20 protein-coding genes and 1 pseudogene are annotated in these 23,497 nt (G+C 50.2%); 9 read left to right on the forward strand and 12 right to left on the reverse strand.

The window, feature by feature from the left end; genetic code table 11:
• Positions 1-53 precede the first annotated feature (53 nt).
• Both PS053_RS02610 and pptA read left to right on the forward strand, forming a co-directional pair.
• Positions 54-423 (forward strand): annotated as a pseudogene (locus tag PS053_RS02610) (ISAs1 family transposase); the annotation flags it as partial.
• Positions 424-628: 205 nt separating this feature from the next.
• Complete coding sequence (pptA, locus tag PS053_RS02615; RefSeq protein ID WP_059219280.1) at positions 629-856, forward strand: tautomerase PptA; 228 nt, start codon at positions 629-631, stop codon at positions 854-856.
• A gap of 4 nt (positions 857-860) precedes the next feature.
• On the opposite strand, the gene PS053_RS02620 is transcribed toward pptA, so the two are convergent.
• On the reverse strand, positions 861-1,430 hold the full coding sequence (locus PS053_RS02620) for a flavin reductase family protein (protein ID WP_010342087.1): 570 nt from the start codon (positions 1,428-1,430) through the stop codon (positions 861-863).
• A 175-nt stretch (positions 1,431-1,605) separates the two neighbouring features.
• On the opposite strand from PS053_RS02620, the gene nhoA reads away from it, so the two are divergent.
• A complete protein-coding gene (gene nhoA, locus PS053_RS02625) occupies positions 1,606-2,451 on the forward strand; it encodes an N-hydroxyarylamine O-acetyltransferase (protein ID WP_059221887.1) in 846 nt (281 codons plus the stop codon).
• 95 nt (positions 2,452-2,546) lie between these two features.
• Here the strand turns inward: nhoA and PS053_RS02630 are convergent, their stop codons facing one another.
• Positions 2,547-3,440 (reverse strand): PhzF family isomerase, encoded by an 894-nt coding sequence (locus PS053_RS02630; protein WP_059259305.1) that lies wholly within the window; start codon positions 3,438-3,440, stop codon positions 2,547-2,549.
• 136 nt (positions 3,441-3,576) lie between these two features.
• Here PS053_RS02630 and PS053_RS02635 point away from each other — a divergent pair, with 136 nt between their 5' ends.
• Positions 3,577-4,767, forward strand: a complete 1,191-nt coding sequence (locus tag PS053_RS02635) for a DUF4303 domain-containing protein (protein ID WP_059229360.1) — start codon at positions 3,577-3,579, stop codon at positions 4,765-4,767.
• Positions 4,768-4,832: 65 nt separating this feature from the next.
• Here the strand turns inward: PS053_RS02635 and narI are convergent, their stop codons facing one another.
• From narI to yddG, 7 genes are all read right to left on the reverse strand, one after another.
• Positions 4,833-5,513, reverse strand: a complete 681-nt coding sequence (gene narI, locus PS053_RS02640; RefSeq protein WP_000617133.1) for a respiratory nitrate reductase subunit gamma — start codon at positions 5,511-5,513, stop codon at positions 4,833-4,835.
• On the reverse strand, positions 5,510-6,205 hold the full coding sequence (narW, locus tag PS053_RS02645; protein WP_059216033.1) for a nitrate reductase molybdenum cofactor assembly chaperone: 696 nt from the start codon (positions 6,203-6,205) through the stop codon (positions 5,510-5,512). Before narW ends, narI begins: the two co-directional genes overlap by 4 nt.
• A complete protein-coding gene (gene narH / locus PS053_RS02650) occupies positions 6,205-7,749 on the reverse strand; it encodes a nitrate reductase subunit beta (RefSeq protein WP_000702544.1) in 1,545 nt (514 codons plus the stop codon). Before narH ends, narW begins: the two co-directional genes overlap by 1 nt.
• Positions 7,746-11,486, reverse strand: a complete 3,741-nt coding sequence (narZ, locus tag PS053_RS02655; RefSeq protein ID WP_256879485.1) for a nitrate reductase Z subunit alpha — start codon at positions 11,484-11,486, stop codon at positions 7,746-7,748. Before narZ ends, narH begins: the two co-directional genes overlap by 4 nt.
• Before the next feature lie 126 nt (positions 11,487-11,612).
• A complete protein-coding gene (gene narU, locus PS053_RS02660; protein WP_256879484.1) occupies positions 11,613-13,001 on the reverse strand; it encodes a nitrate/nitrite transporter NarU in 1,389 nt (462 codons plus the stop codon).
• 303 nt (positions 13,002-13,304) lie between these two features.
• Complete coding sequence (gene ompC, locus PS053_RS02665) at positions 13,305-14,405, reverse strand: porin OmpC (RefSeq protein ID WP_256879483.1); 1,101 nt, start codon at positions 14,403-14,405, stop codon at positions 13,305-13,307.
• Positions 14,406-14,657: 252 nt separating this feature from the next.
• Positions 14,658-15,539: an aromatic amino acid efflux DMT transporter YddG gene (gene yddG / locus PS053_RS02670; RefSeq protein WP_256879482.1), complete on the reverse strand. Its 882-nt coding sequence runs from the start codon at positions 15,537-15,539 to the stop codon at positions 14,658-14,660.
• Positions 15,540-15,769: 230 nt separating this feature from the next.
• On the opposite strand from yddG, the gene fdnG reads away from it, so the two are divergent.
• The 5 genes from fdnG to PS053_RS02695 all read left to right on the forward strand — a co-directional run bounded on the left by fdnG (position 15,770) and on the right by PS053_RS02695 (position 21,620).
• Positions 15,770-18,817 (forward strand): formate dehydrogenase-N subunit alpha, encoded by a 3,048-nt coding sequence (gene fdnG / locus PS053_RS02675; RefSeq protein ID WP_077776584.1) that lies wholly within the window; start codon positions 15,770-15,772, stop codon positions 18,815-18,817.
• A gap of 12 nt (positions 18,818-18,829) precedes the next feature.
• Entirely contained in the window at positions 18,830-19,714 is an 885-nt protein-coding gene (gene fdnH / locus PS053_RS02680) for a formate dehydrogenase N subunit beta (RefSeq protein ID WP_001240583.1), read from the forward strand.
• The gene (gene fdnI, locus PS053_RS02685) at positions 19,707-20,360 is read left to right on the forward strand and encodes a formate dehydrogenase-N subunit gamma (protein WP_000045636.1); all 654 of its coding nucleotides are present in this window, start codon (positions 19,707-19,709) and stop codon (positions 20,358-20,360) included. Before fdnH ends, fdnI begins: the two co-directional genes overlap by 8 nt.
• 195 nt (positions 20,361-20,555) lie before the next feature.
• Complete coding sequence (gene tnpA, locus PS053_RS02690; RefSeq protein WP_000526135.1) at positions 20,556-21,014, forward strand: IS200/IS605-like element IS200C family transposase; 459 nt, start codon at positions 20,556-20,558, stop codon at positions 21,012-21,014.
• A gap of 129 nt (positions 21,015-21,143) precedes the next feature.
• Positions 21,144-21,620, forward strand: a complete 477-nt coding sequence (locus tag PS053_RS02695; RefSeq protein WP_059225294.1) for an NUDIX hydrolase — start codon at positions 21,144-21,146, stop codon at positions 21,618-21,620.
• A 4-nt stretch (positions 21,621-21,624) separates the two neighbouring features.
• Here PS053_RS02695 and PS053_RS02700 read toward each other — a convergent pair whose 3' ends face one another.
• The 3 genes from PS053_RS02700 to adhP form a co-directional block, all read right to left on the reverse strand.
• Positions 21,625-21,909, reverse strand: coding sequence for a HigA family addiction module antitoxin (locus tag PS053_RS02700; RefSeq protein ID WP_000781369.1), 285 nt, complete (start codon positions 21,907-21,909; stop codon positions 21,625-21,627).
• Positions 21,909-22,187, reverse strand: coding sequence for a type II toxin-antitoxin system RelE/ParE family toxin (locus tag PS053_RS02705; RefSeq protein WP_000605679.1), 279 nt, complete (start codon positions 22,185-22,187; stop codon positions 21,909-21,911). The genes PS053_RS02700 and PS053_RS02705 overlap by 1 nt, the downstream gene beginning before the upstream one ends.
• A gap of 185 nt (positions 22,188-22,372) precedes the next feature.
• Positions 22,373-23,383 carry an alcohol dehydrogenase AdhP gene (gene adhP / locus PS053_RS02710; RefSeq protein ID WP_000642385.1) on the reverse strand — a complete coding sequence of 337 codons (1,011 nt, stop codon included), beginning with the start codon at positions 23,381-23,383 and terminating at the stop codon, positions 22,373-22,375.
• Between the last annotated feature and the right edge of the window lie 114 nt (positions 23,384-23,497).

A 23,497-nucleotide genomic window follows, 5' to 3' on the forward strand; every position in this document is an offset into this window, starting at 1 on the left:
GATCAAATACTCCTTACATAAATAAGGAAAACAAAATGGGACTTTAAAAATTGATGGAACATGTTTTTTATCCCCGATTACAGACAAGACTGGAAAATAGAACGTAAATTGTCAGATATTCTACTGTTGACTATTTGTGCCGTCATTCCTGGTGCAGAAGACTATGAAGATATAGAGGATTTCGGGGAAACACATCTCGATTTTTTGAAGCAATATGGTGATTTTGAAAATGATATTCCTGTTCACGATACTATTGCCAGAGTTGTATCCTGTATCAGTTCTGCAGAATTTCACGAGTGCTTTATTAACGGGATGCGTGACTACCACTCATCAAATGATAAAGACGTCATTGCAATTGATGGAAAAACACTCCGGCACTCTTATGACAAGAGTCGCCGCAGGGGAGCGATTCATGTCATGAGTTACTGGAGATTTTTCTTAAGGATACTTTGCGAACAAAACATATTCTGTCAGCTAAAAGTATAATTGAATCTCTATTTTCAACCCATAGTACAAAAAAGCAAAAAAAACAAGTTATACACTATTATCGAAAAAAATCGCATTAGCTGACTCATGATATCTGTAATGTGTGTTAATTTTTCTGATATCTTTCAAAAGGAGCACAACCATGCCGCATATTGATATCAAATGTTTCCCGCGTGAACTGAATGATCAACAAAAAGCCGAATTAGCAGCAGAAATCACTGACGTCATTATTCGTCATCTGAACAGTAAAGAGAGTTCCATCAGCATTGCACTACAGCAAATCCCCCCGGAATTGTGGAAGTCTGTCTGGGATGCAGAAATTGCTCCCAGGATGGAAACATTAATTAAGAAACCTGGCTACAGCATGTAACGCGTTAACCCGCCGTGACGCGTTTGCCGCTGGTGACAAACGTGCCTGCGCCTAAATGGTGCAGGGTATTACATTTATCGTCATCAAACTGCCAGCGGCCTTCGACAAATACTCTTGCATCTGCGGCCGCAGACACTACTTCACCAAATAACGTGTCGTACCGCTCTGCTGCGGAAGTCGCAGGAAGCAGACGACACTCCATCCACGCCAGACATTTCTCTTCAACCAGCGGCAAACTTAGTACCGGACCTTTCACCACTGGAATGCCGTAGCAGTTGAATTTATCTTCCTCACGCCCTGAAATGCTGCCCACCGCCCACGTCCAGTTAGTTGCCGCAACGCCAGGGATCACGATGCCAAACTTACCGCTGTGTTCAATCAACTCTCTGGTCCAGGTCGATTTATCTACCACGATCGCCACGCGTGGTGGTTCGAATTCCACAGGCATCGACCAGGCTGCGGCCATAATGTTGCGTCGTTGGGATTGATCATCAAAACTAGTGATCAAAACAGTAGGGCCGTGGTTTAACAGACGACTGGCATGATGCAACTCAACGGGGATAAATCGGTTCACGGTATGACCTCACGATGAAGGGGAGTTTTAAAAGCGTAGCTCGTAACGCAATAAGCGACGAAATTAACGGGACTGGCGATTTGTGAATGTGATGGATGTCCGCGAACGCACAAAATGGCCAGTGCCGGAATTAATCCAGGTTATAAGTTGAGAACACAACTGACAGGAACGCCTTATGACGTCTATTCTGAATCACTATTTTGCCCGCATAAACTGGTCGGGAGCAGCAGCGGCCAATATCGACACGCTGCGTGCATTACACCTTAAACATAATTGCGCCATTCCATTTGAAAACCTCGACGTTTTGCTGCCAAGAGAAATGCATCTTGATGATCAATCACTGGAAGAGAAACTGGTGACTGCCCGGCGCGGCGGTTACTGTTTTGAGCAGAATGGCGTTTTTGAACGTGTTTTGCGCGAGTTGGGATTCAATGTTCGCAGTCTTTTAGGTCGTGTAGTGTTATCGAACCCCGCAACGCTCCCTCCGCGTACGCATCGCTTGCTGTTGGTGGAACTGGAAGGTGAACACTGGATTGCTGATGTGGGGTTTGGTGGTCAGACGCTGACTGCGCCGATCCGTTTAGTGCCGGATGTCGCGCAAACTACCCCGCACGGAGAATACCGTCTGTTGCAAGAGGGCAGCGACTGGGTTTTGCAGTTTAATCATCATCAGCACTGGCAGTCGATGTATCGTTTTGACCTCTGCGTACAGCAGCAGAGTGATTATGTGATGAGTAATTTCTGGTCGGCGCACTGGCCGCAATCGCATTTTCGCCATCATCTGCTGATGTGCCGTCATTTACCGGAGGGGGGAAAACTGACTTTGACCAATTTCCATTTTACCCATTATGAAAATGGATACGCGATAGAGCAGCGGAACCTGCCGGATGTGGCGTCGTTATATACCGTTATGCAGGAGGAGTTTGGCCTGGGCGTGGATGATGCAAAGCATGGATTTACCGAAGATGAACTGGCTCGGGTGATGGCAGCGTTTGATACACATCCTGAAGCGGGGAAATAGTTTTTGCCAGAGTGCCGGATGCGGCGTAAACGCCTTATCCGGCCTACAGTAGCCCGGTTGTAGGCCTGATAAGCGAAACGCATCAGGCAACAGTATCAAAAATCAATGGCCCATTCGGCATGAAATAAAATCACCGCTGTGCCGGAAATGGTTACTTTCTCCGGCTGGTTATCCCGAATCGTCACCGTCACATCAATCACGCCATCACGTCCCAATGCGCGCCCCTGATGCCCCTTAACGCGTAATACGTTTCCATCGTGGGGCAATACGTTGTGATGTACCAGCCAGGCGCCCATTGGGCCGTTAGCATTACCTGTCACCGGATCTTCCACTATGCCAATGGCAGGCGAGAACATACGACCATCGGTTTCATTTTTACCCGGGCGGAGCTGGAAGGGGAAGAAGCCATTGCAGCCAATCTGTTTGCTGATGGCGGTCAGCGCAGCAAGGTCAGGCGACAGGGCATCGATATCCACTTTCGATTTCAGCGGGATCAACACTTTTGAATGCCCGGTCGTGGCTACCTGGATCGGCAAACCGGGCAAAATATCGTCTTCGGTAAGATGCAACGCGTTAATAATCGCTGTGCGTGTTTCACCTTCCAGCGGCGGTTCAAAACCCGGCGTGCCTTGCTCCAGTGAAATGCGATAATCATCGTTTTGCTTTTCGACAATCACACGGTGTTTTCCTGCCAGCGACGTTTGCCAGACCGTACAATTTCCCAAACCTAATACTTGTGAACGTACATAGTGCGCTGCCACCGTCGCGTGACCGCAAATCGGTACTTCGACGGTTGGCGTAAAGTAGCGAATGCGAACATCACTGTCGTCGCTGTGTAGCAGAAAAGCCGTTTCGGAATGGCCTAACTCGCGAGCGATAAGCTGCATTTGCGCTTCGCTAAGATTATCGGCGGGGAAAACAACACCGGCAGAATTGCCGCGAAACGGTTGGGAGGTGAAAGCATCGACGTGGTAAACCTGTGGTTTCATTAACGTTCTCCTGTGGCTGGAGAACCATCATAGCTTGTTTAAGGCACTTTTCTGAATTCATCCCAGGTATGTAATATTGAAATAACCACCAGGATAGAATGATTAACCTTTCATATTGCCTTACAGGGATAGATTCATGGAGCAAGTACAATTTGACTGGCAAGGGATGGAGACTGCTGCCATTAACTACATGGTAGCTTCCGTGAAACACGTACATCAGGAACATCCACGTGAACACATCTATGGTGCCATGTTTCATTGTTTTTATGGTGATGGGGACGTCATTGACTGGCCTTGTCTGGCTATTGGTACTGAGGAATGTCTGGCCTCTATTGTTATCGATTATCAGAACGATGGGTTTACACAAGCCGTAGAAGAGCTAACTGGAGATTTACGCTGGTCACCCGCAGATCAGAAGTATAACGATGAACCTAACGAAGAATGCGAGCAATGGGCCAATAAATGCCATGAGTTCGCTGCAATTAATAGGACGTTTAATGCCTGGGAGGAGGTGTATGAGCAATTTTTGCATGTCTTTCCGAAGGCAGCCAAAAAAGCACGGCTACAACTCATACGTGAAGGGGTGGTGGATAAAAACTTTATCGCCATAGCTTCTGATGAGGCTGGTGATTTGATCTCCTTGAGTCTGACAAAAAAACAGATATTGCAATATTTTCCCGCATACTCTCTGGTTGAACAGGAGAGGAAATATCTGAAAAGCTTGCCTTTGGAAACACGTATAGCTGAATTAATCGCACAGATATTTGGCAGAAAAAAGACAGGTCTACTTTCAGACGAATATGAAGTATTACTCAAACAACTTGGTAAGCTGGCGTTGCCTGCTTTGCTGCATGAAGTTAAAAATTCAGATAAAGCATGGAATGCCTGTAAATTGATTGCGGAAATTAATGAATCTAATGAGGATGTGATTGCTGCTCTGATAAGCCTGGTGGATGATCAAACTGCCGATGGGAGCAACCGCTGTTGGGCTGCTTCGGCCCTGGCACGGCTTGGGTATATGAATTTATTGGCAGAACGCATTTCCCAACTCCCAGTAGAAATTTTGGTTCGTGGAATAACAGCACCATATCTGTCATTTCGAAACCATGGAAGTCATTTATCGTTAGATTACACCCCGTTAGAATTTGTCCTTAGCCATCATCCAGATCTGGTTGAAGATATTGCGAAAGAAATGGCACCAGGAAGAGGTTTTTGCACGATTACCGTCGATGAAGTATCCGCTGCTCGCACAGGTTTAGCTTCATACTGGCCATGTATTCAATTTCATGCTCAATATGTTTTGAAAGAGTTTGAAGATAATCATTAAGGTTGAAAACGCCTGTTATTCGGACTACGCATGGCGAAAAAAACAGGCGTTTTTGAAAAGTAGAATTACCGCCGTGAGCGCACAATCTGATACCTGCGGGTGAAATATTCAAACGGCGCACTCCACACATGCACCAGGCGGGTGAACGGGAAGAGCAAGAAAATAGTCATCCCCAGCACCAGATGAACACGGAAGATAAAGGCGACACCATCAAGATGCGTGGATGCGCCGCCCTGGAACGTGACGACGCTTTGCGCCCAGCCCACCAGCTTCATCATTTCACTGCCGTCAGGATGCTGTGCTGAAAAGGGAATAGTGGTTAACCCCAGAATGCACTGAATTAACAAGATGATGAGGATTAAAATATCGGCACTGGAAGAGGTGGCTCTGATACGCGGATTCGTTAAACGGCGCACCAGCAACCCCGCGCCGCCAGCCAGCGTTAATACACCGCAAATTCCGCCGAGGATCATCGCCATCTGCTGTTTTACAGCCACGGGCAGAAACCACGCATACATCCAGTGCGGAGTTAACATACCGAACAGATGACCAAAGAAGATCCCCAGAATACCGATATGAAACAGATTCGACCACAGTACCATCCCGCGTTTATCCAGCATCTGGCTGGAGGCGGCGCGCCAGGTGTACTGCCCGTAGTCGTAGCGCAGCCAGCTACCGAGGATAAAAACCGTGCCACACAGGTACGGGTAGATATCGTAAAAAAAGACGTTCAGATACTGAATCATTTCCCACCTCCCGCACTGATGTCGACGTACTGCGGCGCGACATCCTGGCTAAAACGTCGCTGATATTGATTAAGCGGCGAGCTGTCACACGCCGTGGCATTATCTTCAATGAACTTCACCTGTTCTTCTTCCCACACCGCATCCAGCGCCTGTCGGGTATCGTCGCGCTCTTCACTGCGAATCTGTTTTGTGACACTGTCACTTGAAAGGGGGCTTCCTGCCAGTTGCAACAGGGCGTCAAATAACGCGTACCACGCAGCACCTCGCTGTTGTAAGCGTCCGCCGAGCAGGGCGAGGATCGGCGCAACGTTGAGTAATCCGTCTTTCGCCTGAGCGTCCGGCAGTACGCTTAAATACTCCAGATACAGCGGCAGATAATCAGGTAGCTCCCGACAATCCAGTTGCAGACCGACTTTTTCATACTCTGCCAGCAGATCCACCATCGCCTGACCGCGATCGCGGGACTCGGCGTGAACGTGTTCGAACAGGAGCAGTGACGTGGTGCGCCCACGGTCGAATACTTCACACCATTCGGCCTGTTTATCCAGCAGCGGCGCATTAAGCAGGTCGCAGGTGAAATCGGTGAGCATTGGCGCATCCCGGCGAATCAACGCCAGCGCGTCGTCCTTGCACTCCCACAACAGCTCGTCCGGGTATTCCATCAACAGGCCGATCACTTTAAGGATCTGCATTATTCGCCCTCCGCTTTATTGCGTACTTCGGTGATGTCGATGGCATCAATGCGGCTACTATTGAACAGGTTGAATTTGGTATCGGAGCCGTGACAACCATCGCCAAAGGTAAAGCCGCAGCCGTTGCGTTCTGCAAACGCATCGCCTGCCATTTCACGATGACTGGTTGGAATAACGAAACGGTCTTCGTAGTTGGCGATAGCGAGATAGCGATACATCTCTTCGACCTGGGCGACGCTCAGGCCCACTTCGTCGATGGCGCGGGTATCTGTGACACCTTCCACAGTTTGTGAACGCATGTAGTGGCGCATCGCCATCATTCGCTTCAGCGCCCGCAGTACCGGACCGGTATCACCTGCACTCAACATATTGGCGAGATATTGCACCGGAATACGCAGGCTTTCGATGGCAGGTAGCACGCCTTCGCTTTTCGGCAAACCGCCCGCATCGGCGTAAGACTGAATCGGCGACAGCGGCGGTACGTACCAGACCATCGGCAGAGTGCGATATTCAGGGTGCAACGGCAGCGCCAGTTTCCAGTCCATCGCCATTTTGTAGACTGGCGAACGCTGGGCCGCTTCTATCACGTTTTGCGGGATACCTTGTTTCAGGGCTTCTTCGATCACCGAGGGATCGTGCGGATCGAGAAACACGTCGCACTGGCGCTCATAGAGATCAACTTCGTGCTCGGTACTTGCCGCTTCTTCGATGCGGTCGGCGTCATAGAGCAGTACGCCAAGATAGCGGATACGCCCGACGCAGGTTTCGGAACAGACGGTCGGCTGACCGGATTCGATACGCGGATAACAGAAAATACATTTCTCTGATTTGCCGCTTTTCCAGTTGAAGTAGATTTTCTTGTACGGGCAACCGCTGATGCACAACCGCCAGCCACGGCATTTATCCTGGTCGATCAGCACAATGCCATCTTCTTCACGTTTATAGATAGCGCCGCTGGGGCAGGTTGCCACACAGCTTGGGTTGAGACAGTGTTCGCACAGGCGTGGCAGGTACATCATGAAGGTGTTTTCAAATTGACCATACATCTCCTTTTGCATGGCGTCAAAGTTACGGTCGCGAGCGCGTTTTTCGAACTCGCCGCCCAGCAGTTCTTCCCAGTTTGGCCCCCAGATCACTTTGTCCATCCGTTTGCCGTCAATCAGTGAACGTGGGCGGGCGGTAGGAATATGTTTTCCTTCTGGCGCACTATGCAAATGTTCGTAGTCAAAGGTGAAAGGTTCGTAGTAATCGTCAATCTGCGGCACTACCGGGTTGGCGAAAATTTTGGTTATGACCCCCATTTTGCTGCCCAGACGCGGACGGATCTTGCCGTTGACATCGCGGACCCAGCCGCCTTGCCACTCTTCCTGATCTTCCCAGTTTTTCGGATAACCAATGCCTGGTTTGGTTTCAACGTTGTTAAACCACGCATATTCCATACCTTCACGCCCGGTCCAGACGTTTTTACAGGTCACCGAACAGGTATGACAGCCGATACATTTATCGAGGTTAAGCACCATGCCGACTTGCGAACGTATTTTCATTTTTTCGCCTCCTGTACCCGATCGCGACCTTCATCATCCAGCCAGTTAATATTCTTCATCTTGCGGATCATAATGAATTCGTCGCGGTTCGAGCCGACGGTGCCGTAGTAGTTAAAGCCCCAGGCCAGTTGCGCATAACCACCGATCATATGCGTCGGTTTCGGGCAAACGCGGGTGACCGAGTTATGAATGCCGCCGCGCATTCCGGTCACTTCGGAACCGGGGATATTCATAATGCGTTCCTGGGCGTGATACATCATGGTCATGCCTGGCGGTATACGCTGGCTGACCACCGCACGGGCCGTCAGTGCGCCATTAGCGTTAAACACTTCCACCCAGTCGTTATCAACAATGGACAGTTCACGGGCGTCAGTTTCGCTGATCCAGACAATCGGCCCACCGCGTGACAGCGTCAGCATTAACTGGTTTTCGCTGTAGGTGGAGTGAATACCCCATTTCTGGTGTGGCGTCAGGAAGTTAAGCGCTTTTTCCGGGAAGCCGTTTGGCGGGATTTGACGCATTTCGCTGACGCTGCGAGTGTCGATAGGTGGGCGATAAGCCACCAGGCTTTCACCAAAAGCACGCATCCACGGATGATCCTGATAGAGCTGCTGACGCCCGGACAGTGTGCGCCACGGAATTAACTCGTGAACGTTGGTGTATCCGGCATTGTAGGAGACGTTATCGCTTTCCAGACCGGACCAGGTCGGGCTGGAGATAATTTTACGCGGCTGCGCCTGAATATCGCGAAAACGAATCTTCTCGTCCTCTTTGTGCTGTGCCAGATGGGTATGTTCGCGCCCGGTGATCTCGCCCAGCGCCTGCCACGCTTTTACTGCAACATGACCGTTAGTTTCCGGCGCCAGCGCCAGGATGACTTCTGATGCATCAATGGCGGTGTCAATTAGCGGACGCCCCTGCGCCGGGCCATCACGCTTGGTGTAATTGAGTTTGCCGAGGAAATCGATTTCATCCTGGGTATTCCACGAAATTCCTTTACCGCCGTTGCCGAGTTTGTCCAGCAGCGGCCCCAGAGAGGTGAAGCGTTCATAGGTAGCTGGGTAGTCGCGCTCCACCGTCACAATATTTGGCGCGGTTTTGCCGGGGATGAGTTCGCATTCGCCTTTGCGCCAGTCAAGCACTTCGCATGGCTGAGAAAGTTCCGCCGGAGAGTCATGTAACAATGGCTGCAATACCACGTCAGTTTCTTTACCGAGATGCCCCACGCACACTTGCGAGAAGGCTTTGGCAATGCCTTTATAGATTTCCCAGTCACTGCGTGATTCCCACGCCGGATCGACCGCTGCCGATAACGGATGAATAAACGGATGCATATCCGAAGTATTCATATCGTCCTTTTCGTACCAGGTGGCGGTGGGCAGGACGATATCGGAAAACAGGCAGGTGCTGGACATGCGGAAATCGAGCGTCACCAGCAGATCGAGTTTGCCTTCAATCGCTGCGGTTTGCCATTCCACCTCTTCCGGTTTGATCTCGTCGCTGGCGCCGAATTCTTTACCCTGAATACCGCTTTCGGTACCCAGCAGATATTTCTGCATATACTCGTGACCCTTGCCGGAGGATCCAAGCAGGTTTGAGCGCCAGACAAACAGATTGCGCGGATGGTTACTGCCGCTATCCGGTTGTTCGCAGGCCATGCGTAGCTCACCTGATTTCAGCGCCTGAGCGGTAAATTCGGTGGGAGATAATCCGGCCTTGCCGGCTTCGGCTTTCAGGGTAAGCGGGTTACGTCCCAACTGCGGCGAGGAGGGGAGCCAGCCCATGCGTTCAGCACGGACGTTGAAATCAATCAGATGACCGCTATATTGGCTGGCATCTGCCAGCGGTGAGAGCAGTTCTCTCGCGGTGACTTTTTCATAACGCCACTGGCTGGAATGATTGTAGAAAAACGAGGTGCTGTTCATCTGGCGTGGCGGACGGTTCCAGTCCAGCGCAAAGGCCAACGGCAGCCAGCCGGTTTGCGGGCGCAGTTTTTCCTGACCGACATAGTGCGCCCAGCCGCCGCCGCTTTGCCCGACACAACCACAGAAGATCAGCATATTGATCATCCCGCGGTAGTTCATATCCATGTGATACCAGTGGTTGACGCCAGCACCGAGGATAATCATCGAGCGCCCATGTGTTTTATGGGCGGTATCGGCAAATTCACGGGCGATAGTTTCAATATACTGCCGCGGCACGCCGGTAATTTGCTCGCCCCAGGCGGGGGTGTAGGCTTTGATTTCAGCGTAATCTTTCGCGCTGTTTTCATCTTCCAGCCCGCGATCGAGGCCATAATTCGCCAGTACCAAATCGTAAACGCTGACCACCGGACAGATGCGTCCATCCGCTAACGTCAGGTTTTTCACCGGAAGCTGGCGCACCAGTATCGGATTGTGTTTTACGCTGCGAAAGTGTGGATTTTCAATGCCGCCAAAATAGGGAAAAGCCACGCCAACAACAGTATCGTGTTGATTCAGGAGGGTTAAAGACAATTCGGTTTCTGCTCCAGCGGCGACAGATTCCAGATTCCATTTGCCTTTTTCGCCCCAGCGGAAACCAATCGAACCGTTAGGCGCCACCAGTTCACCTGCGGTATTAACTGCCACGGTTTTCCACTGCGGATTGTTGCTTTCGCCCAGACTATCAATCAGGTCGGAGGCACGTATCATCCGTCCCGGAACATAGCTGCCATCTTCACGCGCCTCCAGCATTACCAGCATCGGCATATCACTGTAGCGGCGGCAGTAGTTGAGGAAGTAATCACTGGGATTATCGAGATGAAACTCTTTTAAGATTACATGCCCCATTGCCATCGCCAGCGCGCTATCGGTGCCTTGTTTCGGCGCCAGCCACTGATCACACAGTTTCGCCACTTCAGAGTAGTCAGGGGTAATAGCAATAGTTTTGGTGCCTTTGTAGCGCACTTCAGTGAAGAAGTGGGCGTCCGGCGTGCGCGTTTGCGGTACGTTAGAACCCCAGGCGATGATGTAGCTGGAGTTATACCAGTCGGCGGATTCCGGGACGTCAGTTTGCTCGCCCCAGGTCATCGGTGAGGCGGGCGGCAGGTCACAATACCAGTCGTAGAAACTTAAACAGGTGCCGCCAAGCAGTGACAAATAACGAGTTCCGGCGGCGTAAGAAACCATCGACATTGCCGGAATTGGCGAGAATCCGGCAACGCGATCCGGGCCATAGGTTTTTATGGTCCAGACGTTGGCGGCGGCAATCAGTTGATTCAGTTCCTGCCAGTTGGAGCGGATAAACCCACCGCGCCCTCGTACCTGCTTATAGCTTAAACACTTTTGCGGGTCATTCATGATCGATTCCCACGCCAGCACCGGATCGCTGTGCTGTTTGAGCGCTTCACGCCATAGTTCGATTAGACGCTTACGAATTAGTGGGTATTTCAGGCGGTTGGCGCTGTAGAGATACCAGGAGTAACTTGCTCCGCGAGGGCAGCCGCGAGGTTCATGGTTGGGCAGGTCAGGGCGGGTACGCGGATAATCAGTTTGTTGAATTTCCCAGGTCACCAGGCCGTTTTTGACGTAGATCTTCCAGCTACAGGAGCCTGTACAGTTAACGCCGTGGGTGGAACGCACAATTTTGTCGAACTGCCAGCGCTGGCGATAGCTGTCTTCCCAGTCGCGATTGCTATGCATCACCTGTCCGTGACCATCGGCAAAGGTTTCGCCCTTTTGTTTGAAGTAGCGAAAGCGATCCAAAAGTTTACTCATGACATGACTCCTGCTCCAGGAATGATTTGGGATCTGATGCCTTGTCGGATGCGGCGTTAATGCCTTATCCGACCTACGGAGGCGATACCGTTGTTGGTTTGATAAGTCGCATCAGGCATCGATCTCTTATTTTTGGCTAAACTTCCGCCGACCATAAACCAGCCAGGTCAGCAGCACACAAATGATGTAAAAGATTAAAAATACTTTCATCGCGCCTACCGGCGAGCCGGTCATATTCAGCGACATACCGAATGCCTGTGGAATAAAGAAACCGCCAACCGCGCCAATCGCTGAGATAAACCCCAGTGCTGCCGCCGTTTCAGTGACCGCTTCCCGCTGGGCTTGCTCATCGCTACCGCCTTTCATCTTCACCCGATAGATTGTTATCTGGCGAAAGATGACGGCAATCATCTGGAAGGTGGAGCCACTACCCAGACCCGCCGTCAGGAACAGTCCCATAAACACGGCGTAAAACGCGATGAAATTTCCTGAGCCAGTACCCGGTAGCGTCAGGAACAGCAGGGCGCTGAAAACAGCCATAAAAATAAAGTTGATGAGCGTGACACGAACGCCACCAAACTTATCGGAGATCATTCCGCCGACCGAGCGTGCCAGAGCGCCGAGCAATGGGCCAAAGAACGCCAGTTGCAGAATGTTTACATCTGGAAACTGGGTTTTTGCCAGCATGGCAAACCCGGCAGAAAAACCGATAAATGAACCGAAAGTGGCGAGGTAGAGCAGACTAAGCAACCACAAATGGAGACGCTGTAAAACGGGTAACTGGTCGGTAATTGACGCACGTGAACTGGCGATATCATTCATCCCTAACCAGGCAGCGAATGTGGCAATTGCCAGCAGCGGCACCCAAATCCATGCCGCGTTCGCCAGCGACATTACGGAACCATCGGCCTGCGGTACGCCATTGACGCCAAGAAAAGCAAATACCGGAACAAAAATCACCAGCGGTGCAACCAGTTGCATCACGCTGACGCCTAAATTTCCCAGCCCGCCATTAATCCCTAATGCACTGCCTTGTTTGGCTTTCGGGAAGAAAAAACTGATATTCCCCATGCTTGAAGCAAAGTTCGCTCCGGCAAAACCACACAGTAAGGCAATAACAATAAATACGCTAAAAGGCGTATTGGTATTTTGTACAGCGAAACCCAGCCAGACACAGGGAATAATCAGTATAGCGGTACTGAAAACTGTCCAGCGACGCCCGCCAAATATCGGGACCATAAAAGAGTAGGGAACACGTAATAATGCGCCAGAAACGGAGGGTAATGCCGTTAATAAAAAAAGTTGATCGGTCGTGAAATTAAAACCTATTTTGTTGAGATTAACGGTAACTGCGCTAAATAGCATCCAGACACAGAAGGCAAGAAGTAAGCAACTGACTGATATCCAGAGATTTCTTCGTGCTATGTGCTTTCCTTTATTTTCCCAGAAAGCCGGGGTTTCTGGCTTCCAGTCGCGCAAGAGATAACGATTATTTTTCTCATTTTGCAGTGCCATATTGTTCCTCACATGTACACATTGTTAATGAAAAAAAGACAAAGTAAGACAGGATGTTGGGCACAATGACCCGTTATTAGAATTAAGGATGAATAGAATGAAGTGCTGATTGAAAGAATAGATAAGAAAGCGCAACCGTGCGGCGAGAAAGCGAATTATCTGAATGGAGATGTGTTACCAGATGTAACAAAAAGGGCGAATTAAGGGCTATATACTGCGGTTTTGTTATGTCTATTGTAATGAAATGCGTTATTGCGACCTCAACCAATTTTATACAAACTGATTGAGGTCTCCTGATAAAAATCAGAATTGATAAGTAATGCCGGTGGCAACAATATTATCAGTGTGAATATCGACTGCGCGGGTAAAATCGCTTTCATCAATCAGGTTGATTTTGTAATCAACGTAGGTTGACATATTTTTGTTGAAGTAATATGTCGCACCGACATCAATGTACTCAATCAGATCCTGATCGCCGTAATGGCCAAGTTCTTTCCCTTTCGATTTCAGATAAGCGAGGGACGGGCGCAGACCAAAATCGAACTGATATTGAGCCACAATTTCAAAACTTTGCGCTTTATTGGAAATATAGCTATCACCGTAGGTAGTCATATTCAACGTTTCGGCATAGTTGGCTGCTAAATAGATGTTGTTGGCATCATATTTTAAGCCGGTTGCCCACAATTCAGCATTTTTACCCGAAGCGTTGAGCGGGTTGGCAGCAGCCCTTTCTTGCGCGTCAGTACGATCGGATTTGGTATAAACAGCCCCAATTCCAAATCCATCATAAACATAGGTTGAGGAAATACCAAAACCGTCGCCGTTGGCTCTGGTGTAGTCCGCACCGTAGAGATGTCCGCCGTCAGTACGCTCATTTTTACCTTGATATTGTGCGGCAAAATTCAGCCCTTCAATCAAGCCAAAGAAGTCGTAGTTGCGATAAGTCGCCACACCAGTCGTGCGGTAGGTCATAAAGACATCTTTCTGGCTCCATGTGTCGCCGCCGAACTCCGGTAACACATCAGTCCATGCGCCAATGTCGTAGCCCACGCCATAGTTACGGCCATAGTCCAGCGAACCAAACTGTTCAATATTTAAGCCTGCATAGGCCAGGCGCGTTTTATTCCCGCGCGAGCCGTTGGCCTCATCATTGTAACCTTTAAAATCATATTCCCAGTGACCAAAACCGGTCATCTGGTTGTTGATCTGGGTTTCACCTTTAAAGCCGAGGCGGGCATACGTTTTATCACCATCATCACGTTTATCATCAGTAAAATAACGGAGAGCGGTAACTTTTCCATAAAGGTCCAGTTTATTACCATCTTTATTATAAACTTCTGCGGCATGAGCGGTGCTTCCTGCTAACAAACCAGTCACAACCACTGCAACTATATTTATTTTCATTTAATGGAATCCTTTTAATTATCCTTGAACATCGTTTTTAAACGAATGGTAAACAATGCCATTTGCAAATGACATGTCGTTTTAAAATAGAATGGTGATTAAATACAATCGGAAAAATAGATGAAATAATATTAATTGTTGATATGTGATCGTGGTCGAAAGAGTGTATCAGGTTAAATACTTATATATCGAAATTTTATGTCTAAAATAACAGAATAATTGCCGGGCTGTTGTTTAGTCCGGCAATTATTCCTACTTGTGGCGGGTCGCCAGCCAGCAGAGCAGGGAGCCGCCACAGACCATCAGTGCGCCTTGCCAGAATGAAAATGATAGCGGTGCGTTGAGCAGGATGGCGGCAAGCGCTGATGATAATACGGGGGTAAAATATGAACCAACTGCCATTATAGTGACGTTACCATGCAATATACCGATATTCCACGCCGCGTAAGCAAATCCTAAGGTTAATGCCGCAGAGATGAGCTTAATAACGACCGGCGTACTAAATGACATCTCCGGTTGTGGCGTTACAAAATAGTAAATCCACAGACTTATTCCCGTCAGCAGAACAAAAATAGTAATGCCGTTAAATCCGCGGGCATATTTATTCGTTACCGTGCAATAAGCTGCCCAGATAAAGGCACCAATAAACGCCAGGAAATAACTTAATGGGCTGGTGGTGATATTATTGATGATTTCATCATATTTCAGACCATTTTCACCGCCTAATACCCAACAAACACCTGCAAGGGCCAATAATAATCCTGGAATAATCAACCAGTTCGTTTTCTGGTTATTAAACAAAATGGCGAAAAGTATCGTCAGGCTGGGCCATAAATAGTTCACCATGCCGACTTCAATAGCCTGATGGCGGCTGGCAGCGTACCCCAAAGAAAGCGCGAGGCAGATTTCATAGCTGACAAACAATATGCTGCCAGCAAGTAAATACCCTTTGGGGATCTGCCGGATGCGCGGAAATCCAACGGTGAATATTAATAGTAGCCCGCTTAATGAATAGATCGCCGCCGCACCGCCTACCGGACCGAGCCCTTCACTAACGCCACGGATTAAGCCGACCATCGTGCTCCACAGGACGATCGCAATCAGACCAATGAGCGTTGCTTTTTGTTTTGTCATGCTCGCCGTTTAATCTCTCTTGCCGTTAAAAATTAAGCAGGAATTTATAGCATTTTTTTAACCGGCCTGTCAGGCAGTGGTGCATATTTCTACCGCCATTGAGGTAAGTCAATTTGCAAAGACGAACTATTTTGTGGCAAACAGGCACTCTTTTTGATTTGGCGCAAAAAGATTAGGAATTTTACTGTTAGTTTCCTCGCGCAGTTACACCTGTAAAAAAGAGGAAAGCAATGGACGTCAGTCGCAGACAATTTTTTAAAATCTGCGCGGGCGGTATGGCTGGAACAACAGTTGCAGCATTGGGCTTTGCCCCGAAGCAAGCACTGGCTCAGGCGCGAAACTATAAATTATTACGCGCGAAAGAGATCCGTAACACCTGCACATACTGTTCCGTAGGTTGCGGGCTATTGATGTATAGCCTGGGTGATGGCGCTAAAAACGCCCGAGAAGCGATTTATCACATTGAAGGCGACCCGGATCATCCGGTAAGCCGCGGTGCGCTGTGCCCGAAAGGGGCCGGTTTGCTGGATTACGTCAACAGCGAAAACCGTCTGCGTTACCCGGAGTATCGTGCGCCAGGTTCTGACAAATGGCAGCGCATCAGTTGGGATGAAGCATTTTCCCGTATTGCGAAGCTGATGAAAGCTGACCGCGACGCCAATTTTATAGAGAAGAATGAGCAGGGCGTAACGGTAAACCGTTGGCTTTCTACCGGTATGCTGTGCGCTTCCGGCGCCAGCAACGAAACCGGGATGCTAACCCAAAAATTTGCCCGCTCCCTCGGGATGCTGGCGGTAGACAACCAGGCACGCGTCTGACACGGACCAACGGTAGCAAGTCTTGCTCCAACATTTGGTCGCGGTGCGATGACCAACCACTGGGTGGATATCAAAAACGCTAACGTCGTGATGGTGATGGGCGGTAACGCTGCTGAAGCGCATCCCGTCGGTTTCCGCTGGGCGATGGAAGCAAAAAACAACAACGATGCAACCCTGATCGTTGTCGATCCTCGTTTTACGCGTACTGCTTCTGTAGCGGATATTTACGCACCGATTCGTTCTGGTACGGACATTACGTTCCTTTCCGGCGTTTTGCGCTACCTGATCGAAAACAACAAAATCAACGCCGAATACGTTAAGCATTACACCAACGCCAGTCTGCTGGTGCGTGATGATTATGCTTTCGAAGATGGTTTATTCAGCGGCTATGATGCTGAAAAACGCCAGTACGATAAGTCGTCCTGGAACTATCAATTCGATGAAAACGGCTATGCGAAACGCGATGACACTCTGACTCATCCGCGCTGTGTGTGGAATCTGCTTAAACAGCACGTTTCCCGTTATACGCCGGAGGTTGTGGAAAACATCTGCGGTACGCCGAAAGCTGACTTCCTGAAAGTGTGCGAAGTGCTGGCCTCCACCAGCGTACCCGATCGCACAACGACCTTCCTGTACGCGCTGGGCTGGACACAGCACACTGTAGGTGCGCAGAACATCCGCACTATGGCGATGATCCAGTTGCTGCTCGGCAACATGGGTATGGCCGGCGGCGGCGTGAACGCACTGCGCGGTCACTCCAACATTCAGGGCCTGACCGACTTAGGTTTGCTCTCAACCAGTCTGCCGGGTTATCTGACTTTGCCGTCGGAAAAACAGGTCGATCTGCAATCCTATCTTGCAGCGAATACGCCGAAAGCGACGCTCGCTGAACAGGTGAACTACTGGAGCAATTATCCGAAGTTCTTCGTCAGTCTGATGAAGTCTTTCTATGGTGATGCCGCACAGAAAGAGAACGACTGGGGCTACGACTGGCTGCCGAAGTGGGATCAAGCCTACGACGTCATCAAGTATTTCAACATGATGGATGAAGGCAAAGTCACCGGTTATTTCTGCCAGGGCTTTAACCCGGTTGCGTCCTTCCCGGACAAAAATAAAGTGGTGAGCTGCCTGAGTAAGCTGAAGTACATGGTGGTTATCGATCCGCTGGTGACGGAGACTTCCACCTTCTGGCAGAATCACGGCGAGTCGAATGATGTCGATCCGGCATCTATCCAGACCGAGGTATTCCGTCTGCCGTCCACCTGCTTTGCCGAAGAAGATGGCTCTATCGCTAACTCCGGTCGTTGGTTGCAGTGGCACTGGAAAGGTCAGAACGCACCGGGCGAAGCGCGTAACGACGGCGAAATTCTGGCGGGTATCTACCATCATCTGCGCGAGCTGTACAAAGCCGAGGGTGGTAAAGGCGCAGAACCGCTGCTGAAAATGAGCTGGAACTACAAGCAGCCGCATGAGCCGCAGTCTGACGAAGTAGCAAAAGAGAACAACGGCTATGCGCTGGCCGATCTCTATGACGCTAATGGCGTACTGATCGCGAAGAAAGGTCAGTTGCTGAGCAGCTTTGCGCATCTGCGTGATGATGGCACGACAGCGTCTTCTTGCTGGATCTATACCGGTAGCTGGACCGAGCAGGGCAACCAGATGGCCAACCGCGATAACTCCGACCCGTCCGGTCTGGGGAATACGCTGGGATGGGCCTGGGCATGGCCACTGAACCGTCGTGTGCTGTATAACCGTGCTTCAGCGGATATCAACGGCAAACCGTGGGATCCGAAACGGATGCTGATCCAGTGGAACGGCAGCAAGTGGACGGGTAACGATATTCCAGACTTCGGTAATGCCGCGCCGGGTACGCCAACCGGGCCGTTTATCATGCAGCCGGAAGGGATGGGACGCCTGTTTGCCATTAATAAAATGGCGGAAGGTCCGTTCCCGGAACACTACGAGCCAATTGAAACGCCGCTGGGGACTAACCCGCTGCATCCGAACGTGGTTTCTAACCCAGTCGTTCGTCTGTATGAACAAGACGCACTGCGGATGGGTAAAAAAGAGCAGTTCCCGTATGTGGGTACGACCTATCGTCTGACCGAGCACTTCCACACCTGGACCAAGCACGCGTTGCTGAATGCCATTGCTCAGCCGGAACAGTTTGTGGAAATCAGCGAAACACTGGCAGCGGCGAAAGGTATTGCCAATGGCGATCGTGTCACTGTCTCCAGCAAGCGTGGTTTTATCCGCGCGGTGGCAGTCGTTACGCGCCGTCTGAAGCCGCTGAACGTCAACGGCCAGCAGGTGGAAACGGTGGGTATTCCTATCCACTGGGGCTTTGAGGGTGTCGCGCGTAAAGGCTATCTCGCTAACACTCTGACGCCGAATGTCGGTGATGCCAACTCGCAAACGCCGGAATATAAAGCGTTTTTAGTTAACATCGAGAAGGCGTAAGGGGGCGATTACATGGCTATGGAAACGCAGGACATTATCAAAAGGTCCGCAACAAACTCCATCACGCCGCCTTCGCAGGTGCGTGATTACAAAGCAGAAGTCGCGAAACTTATCGACGTTTCCACCTGTATCGGCTGTAAAGCCTGCCAGGTGGCTTGTTCGGAGTGGAACGACATCCGTGACGAAGTAGGGCACTGCGTCGGGGTTTATGATAACCCCGCCGATCTGAGCGCCAAGTCCTGGACGGTGATGCGCTTTAGCGAAACCGAACAGAACGGCAAGCTGGAATGGCTGATCCGTAAAGACGGTTGTATGCACTGTGAAGATCCGGGCTGTCTGAAGGCGTGCCCGTCTGCTGGTGCGATCATTCAGTACGCTAACGGCATTGTCGATTTCCAGTCCGAGAACTGCATTGGTTGTGGTTACTGCATTGCCGGGTGTCCGTTTAATATTCCGCGCCTCAACAAAGAGGATAACCGGGTATATAAATGTACGCTCTGCGTTGATCGCGTCAGCGTCGGTCAGGAACCTGCTTGTGTGAAAACCTGTCCGACCGGAGCTATCCACTTCGGCACCAAGAAAGAGATGCTGGAGCTGGCGGAACAACGCGTGGCGAAACTGAAAGCGCGTGGTTACGAACATGCTGGCGTCTACAACCCGGAAGGGGTCGGTGGTACGCACGTCATGTACGTGCTGCATCACGCCGATCAGCCGGAGCTGTATCACGGTCTGCCGAAAGATCCGAAGATCGATACCTCGGTGAGCTTGTGGAAAGGCGCGTTGAAACCGCTGGCAGCAGCTGGCTTTATTGCCACCTTTGCCGGGTTGATTTTCCACTACATCGGCATTGGCCCGAATAAGGAAGTGGACGATGACGAGGAGGAGCATCATGAGTAAGTCGAAAATGATTGTGCGCACTAAGTTTATTGATCGCGCCTGTCACTGGACCGTGGTGATTTGCTTCTTCCTGGTGGCGCTGTCCGGGATTTCGTTCTTCTTCCCGACGCTGCAATGGCTGACGCAAACCTTCGGTACGCCGCAGATGGGACGCATTCTGCACCCGTTTTTCGGCATTGCGATTTTTGTCGCGCTGATGTTTATGTTCTTCCGTTTTGTGCATCACAACATCCCGGATAAGAAAGATATTCCGTGGCTGTTGAACATTGTCGAAGTATTAAAAGGCAATGAGCACAAAGTGGCGGATGTCGGCAAGTACAATGCCGGGCAGAAGATGATGTTCTGGTCGATCATGAGCATGATTTTCGTGCTGCTGGTGACCGGGGTAATTATCTGGCGTCCGTACTTTGCGCAGTACTTCCCGATTCAGGTGGTTCGCTACAGCCTGCTGATTCATGCAGCAGCGGGTATCATCCTGATCCACGCCATCCTGATCCATATGTATATGGCATTCTGGGTGAAAGGGTCGATTAAAGGGATGATCGAAGGGAAGGTGAGCCGTCGCTGGGCGAAGAAACACCATCCGCGCTGGTATCGTGAAATCGAGAAGGCAGAAGCGAAAAAAGAGAGTGAAGAAGGGATATAATCTCTTTTGAACTTTTAGGCAGAAAATGGCGCTGTAAAAGGCGCCATTTTTTGTGCACAGAAAACCCCCAGCTAGGCTGGGGGTTCTGGAAAGCTTTCAGCTTTGAGCCAGTTATTAAAACCCCTTTTGATTTGTTAAAACACCTTGCGGTCTGGCAACTGCAAGTGTCAAACAAGAAATCAAAAGGGGGTCCCAATGGGGAACGAAAAGAGCTTAGCGCACACCCGATGGAACTGTAAATATCACATAGTTTTTGCGCCAAAATACCGAAGACAGGTGTTCTACAGAGAGAAGCGTAGAGCAATAGGCAGTATTTTGAGAAAGCTGTGTGAGTGGAAAAGCGTACGGATTCTGGAAGCTGAATGCTGTGCAGATCATATCCATATGCTTGTGGAGATCCCGCCCAAAATGAGCGTATCCGGCTTTATGGGATATCTGAAAGGGAAAAGCAGTCTGATGCTTTACGAGCAGTTTGGGGATTTGAAATTCAAATACAGGAACAGGGAGTTCTGGTGCAGAGGGTACTACGTCGATACGGTGGGTAAGAACACGGCGAAGATACAGGATTACATAAAGCACCAGCTTGAAGAGGATAAAATGGGAGAGCAGTTATCGATTCCCTATCCGGGCAGCCCGTTTACGGGCCGTAAGTAAGGAAGTTGGATGCAAATGTCAGATCGTGTGCGCCTGTTAGGGCGCGGCTGGTAAGAGAGCCTTACAGGCGCATTTGAAAAACCTCCGGCTATGCCGGAGGATATTTATTCATCTGACATGGAGGTTATTATGCGTATACGCCGTGCAGCAAGATTATTTATTATCAGCGCCGATAATCGGGTGCTGTTATTTCGTTTTCAGCATACTGATGATGCGCTTACCGGTAGACAATACTGGGCAACACCTGGTGGCGGGCTGGAACATAACGAGTCTTTCGAAGAGGCTGCGTTAAGGGAGTTGCGGGAAGAAACTGGCATTTCCCGCCAGTCAGCCGGATCACAAATAGCCAGCCAAAGATTCACCATGATGTTACCGAGCGGAGAAAGCGTTATCGCCGATGAGCGCTTCTTTATGATCCGCGTGGTGCAAAAAGAGACAGAATTTTCTGGCTGGAGCCATCATGAAAAGCTCGTTATAGGCGATCACCGCTGGTGGTCACTGGAGGAACTGCGCCAGACAAAAGACACGGTATTTCCGCTGGAGTTACTTGTCGATTTCCTTTCAAAACAGGTGCCGGAGAGAAATCCGGCGGTCGGAAATGAGTAAACACCTACTGCGCAACCAGACGGCGCAACCGCGACACATCCACCGTTTTCTCAGCCTCTGCCAGACTCCAGGCATTTTGCAGATTCAGCCACATTTGCGGCGAACTGCCGATCACCACGGAAAGTTTAATCGCCATTTCTGGCGTCAAAGCCGCTTTTCCGGTCAACAGTCGGCTTGCCGTTGAGGGCGCAATTTCCATTGCTCTGGCAAACTCGCGCAGGCTGACGTTCAGTTCGTCCAGTGATTCCTGAATAATGTCCCCCGGGCGGGGATGATTGGCCATTTTCATCAGTGATAGTCCTCGTAATCCAGTATGTATGCATCGCCATTGACGAACTCAAACGTGATTCGCCAGTTGCCTGATACAGATATTGCCCAGATGCCATCGCGATCGCCGCTTAATGGGTGTAGTCGGTAACCGGGCATATCGATATCAACAAGACTGCTTGCAGCATCAATCACAGCGAGTCGGTGGCGTAATCGTTTGACTTGCGTCGGTATAACGCCGGAGGTTTTGCCGAGAAGAAACAAGTCACGCAATCCCTTGTGTCTGAAATTCATTATCATCTCTTCATCCTTGTTCCTTCGAAAGGAACATTATCACTATTGTTCCGTGCAACGCAACAAATTTCGCTACGTTTTCGCGAATTGTGAGGGGAAAGGATAGTGAGGAAAAGAAGATGAGTTAAATTGCAGAAAGCGTCTCGCAAAACAGGCTGCGACTCAAACCGGACAGTCGCAGCAAAGGTTGTTTAGCGACGGAAATCAATCACCATACGACCGCGAATTTTGCCTTCTTCCATCTCGGTAAAGATGGTGTTGATGTCCGCTAACGGACGCAGGGCAACTTTTGGTACAACCTTACCTTCGGCGGCAAATTGAAATGCTTCGGTTAAATCCTGACGCGTACCAACCAGTGAACCGACCACTTCAATGCCATCCAGTACCAGACGTGGAATATCCAGGCTCATGGATTCCGGCGGCAGACCGACTGCCACAACACGTCCGCCTGCACGGACAGCATCAACCGCTGAGTTAAATGCAGCTTTAGCCACCGCCGTTACTACCGCCGCGTGTGCGCCGCCGGCTTTCTCCTGTACAATTTTTGCGGCGTCTTCGGTACGTGAGTTAATAGCCAGATCTGCGCCCATCTCTGTCGCCAGTTTCAGTTGCTCATCATTAACGTCAATAGCGATCACTTTGGCATTAAATACATTTTTCGCGTATTGCAGGGCGAGGTTTCCCAGGCCGCCAAGCCCATAGATAGCAATCCACTGCCCAGGACGAATCTTTGACAGTTTTACGGCTTTATAGGTGGTGACGCCCGCGCAGGTAATGCTGCTGGCTGCCGCGGAATCCAGGCCGTCCGGCACTTTTACCGCGTAATCGGCTACCACAATGCACTCTTCAGCCATCCCGCCATCAACGCTGTATCCGGCATTTTTGACCGAACGGCAAAGCGTTTCGTTGCCGCTGTTACAGTATTCGCAATGACCACATCCTTCGTAGAACCATGCTACGCTTGCGCGATCGCCCGGCTTTAATGAGGTCACGCCCGGGCCGATCTCTGTCACAATACCAATGCCTTCATGCCCCAGAATTACGCCGGTTTTATCACCAAAATCGCCATTCTTGACATGGAGGTCGGTGTGACACACGCCGCAGCATTCCATTTTCAACAGAGCTTCGCCATGTTTCAGCGAGCGTAGCGTTTTATCCGTAACGTCAACATGATGATCCTTCGTAACAACCGCTGCCTTCATAGTTTTCTCCTTTTGAGATGATGTTCTGCATAACAGATGAGGCAAATGAGATTTATTTGCCACTACCCAGTATGGATGAGATCTGAAAAAGAGAGAGGAAAATTGCCCGGCAGC

Source organism: Escherichia albertii (genome assembly GCF_028622335.1).
GTDB classification, from domain to species: domain Bacteria; phylum Pseudomonadota; class Gammaproteobacteria; order Enterobacterales; family Enterobacteriaceae; genus Escherichia; species Escherichia albertii.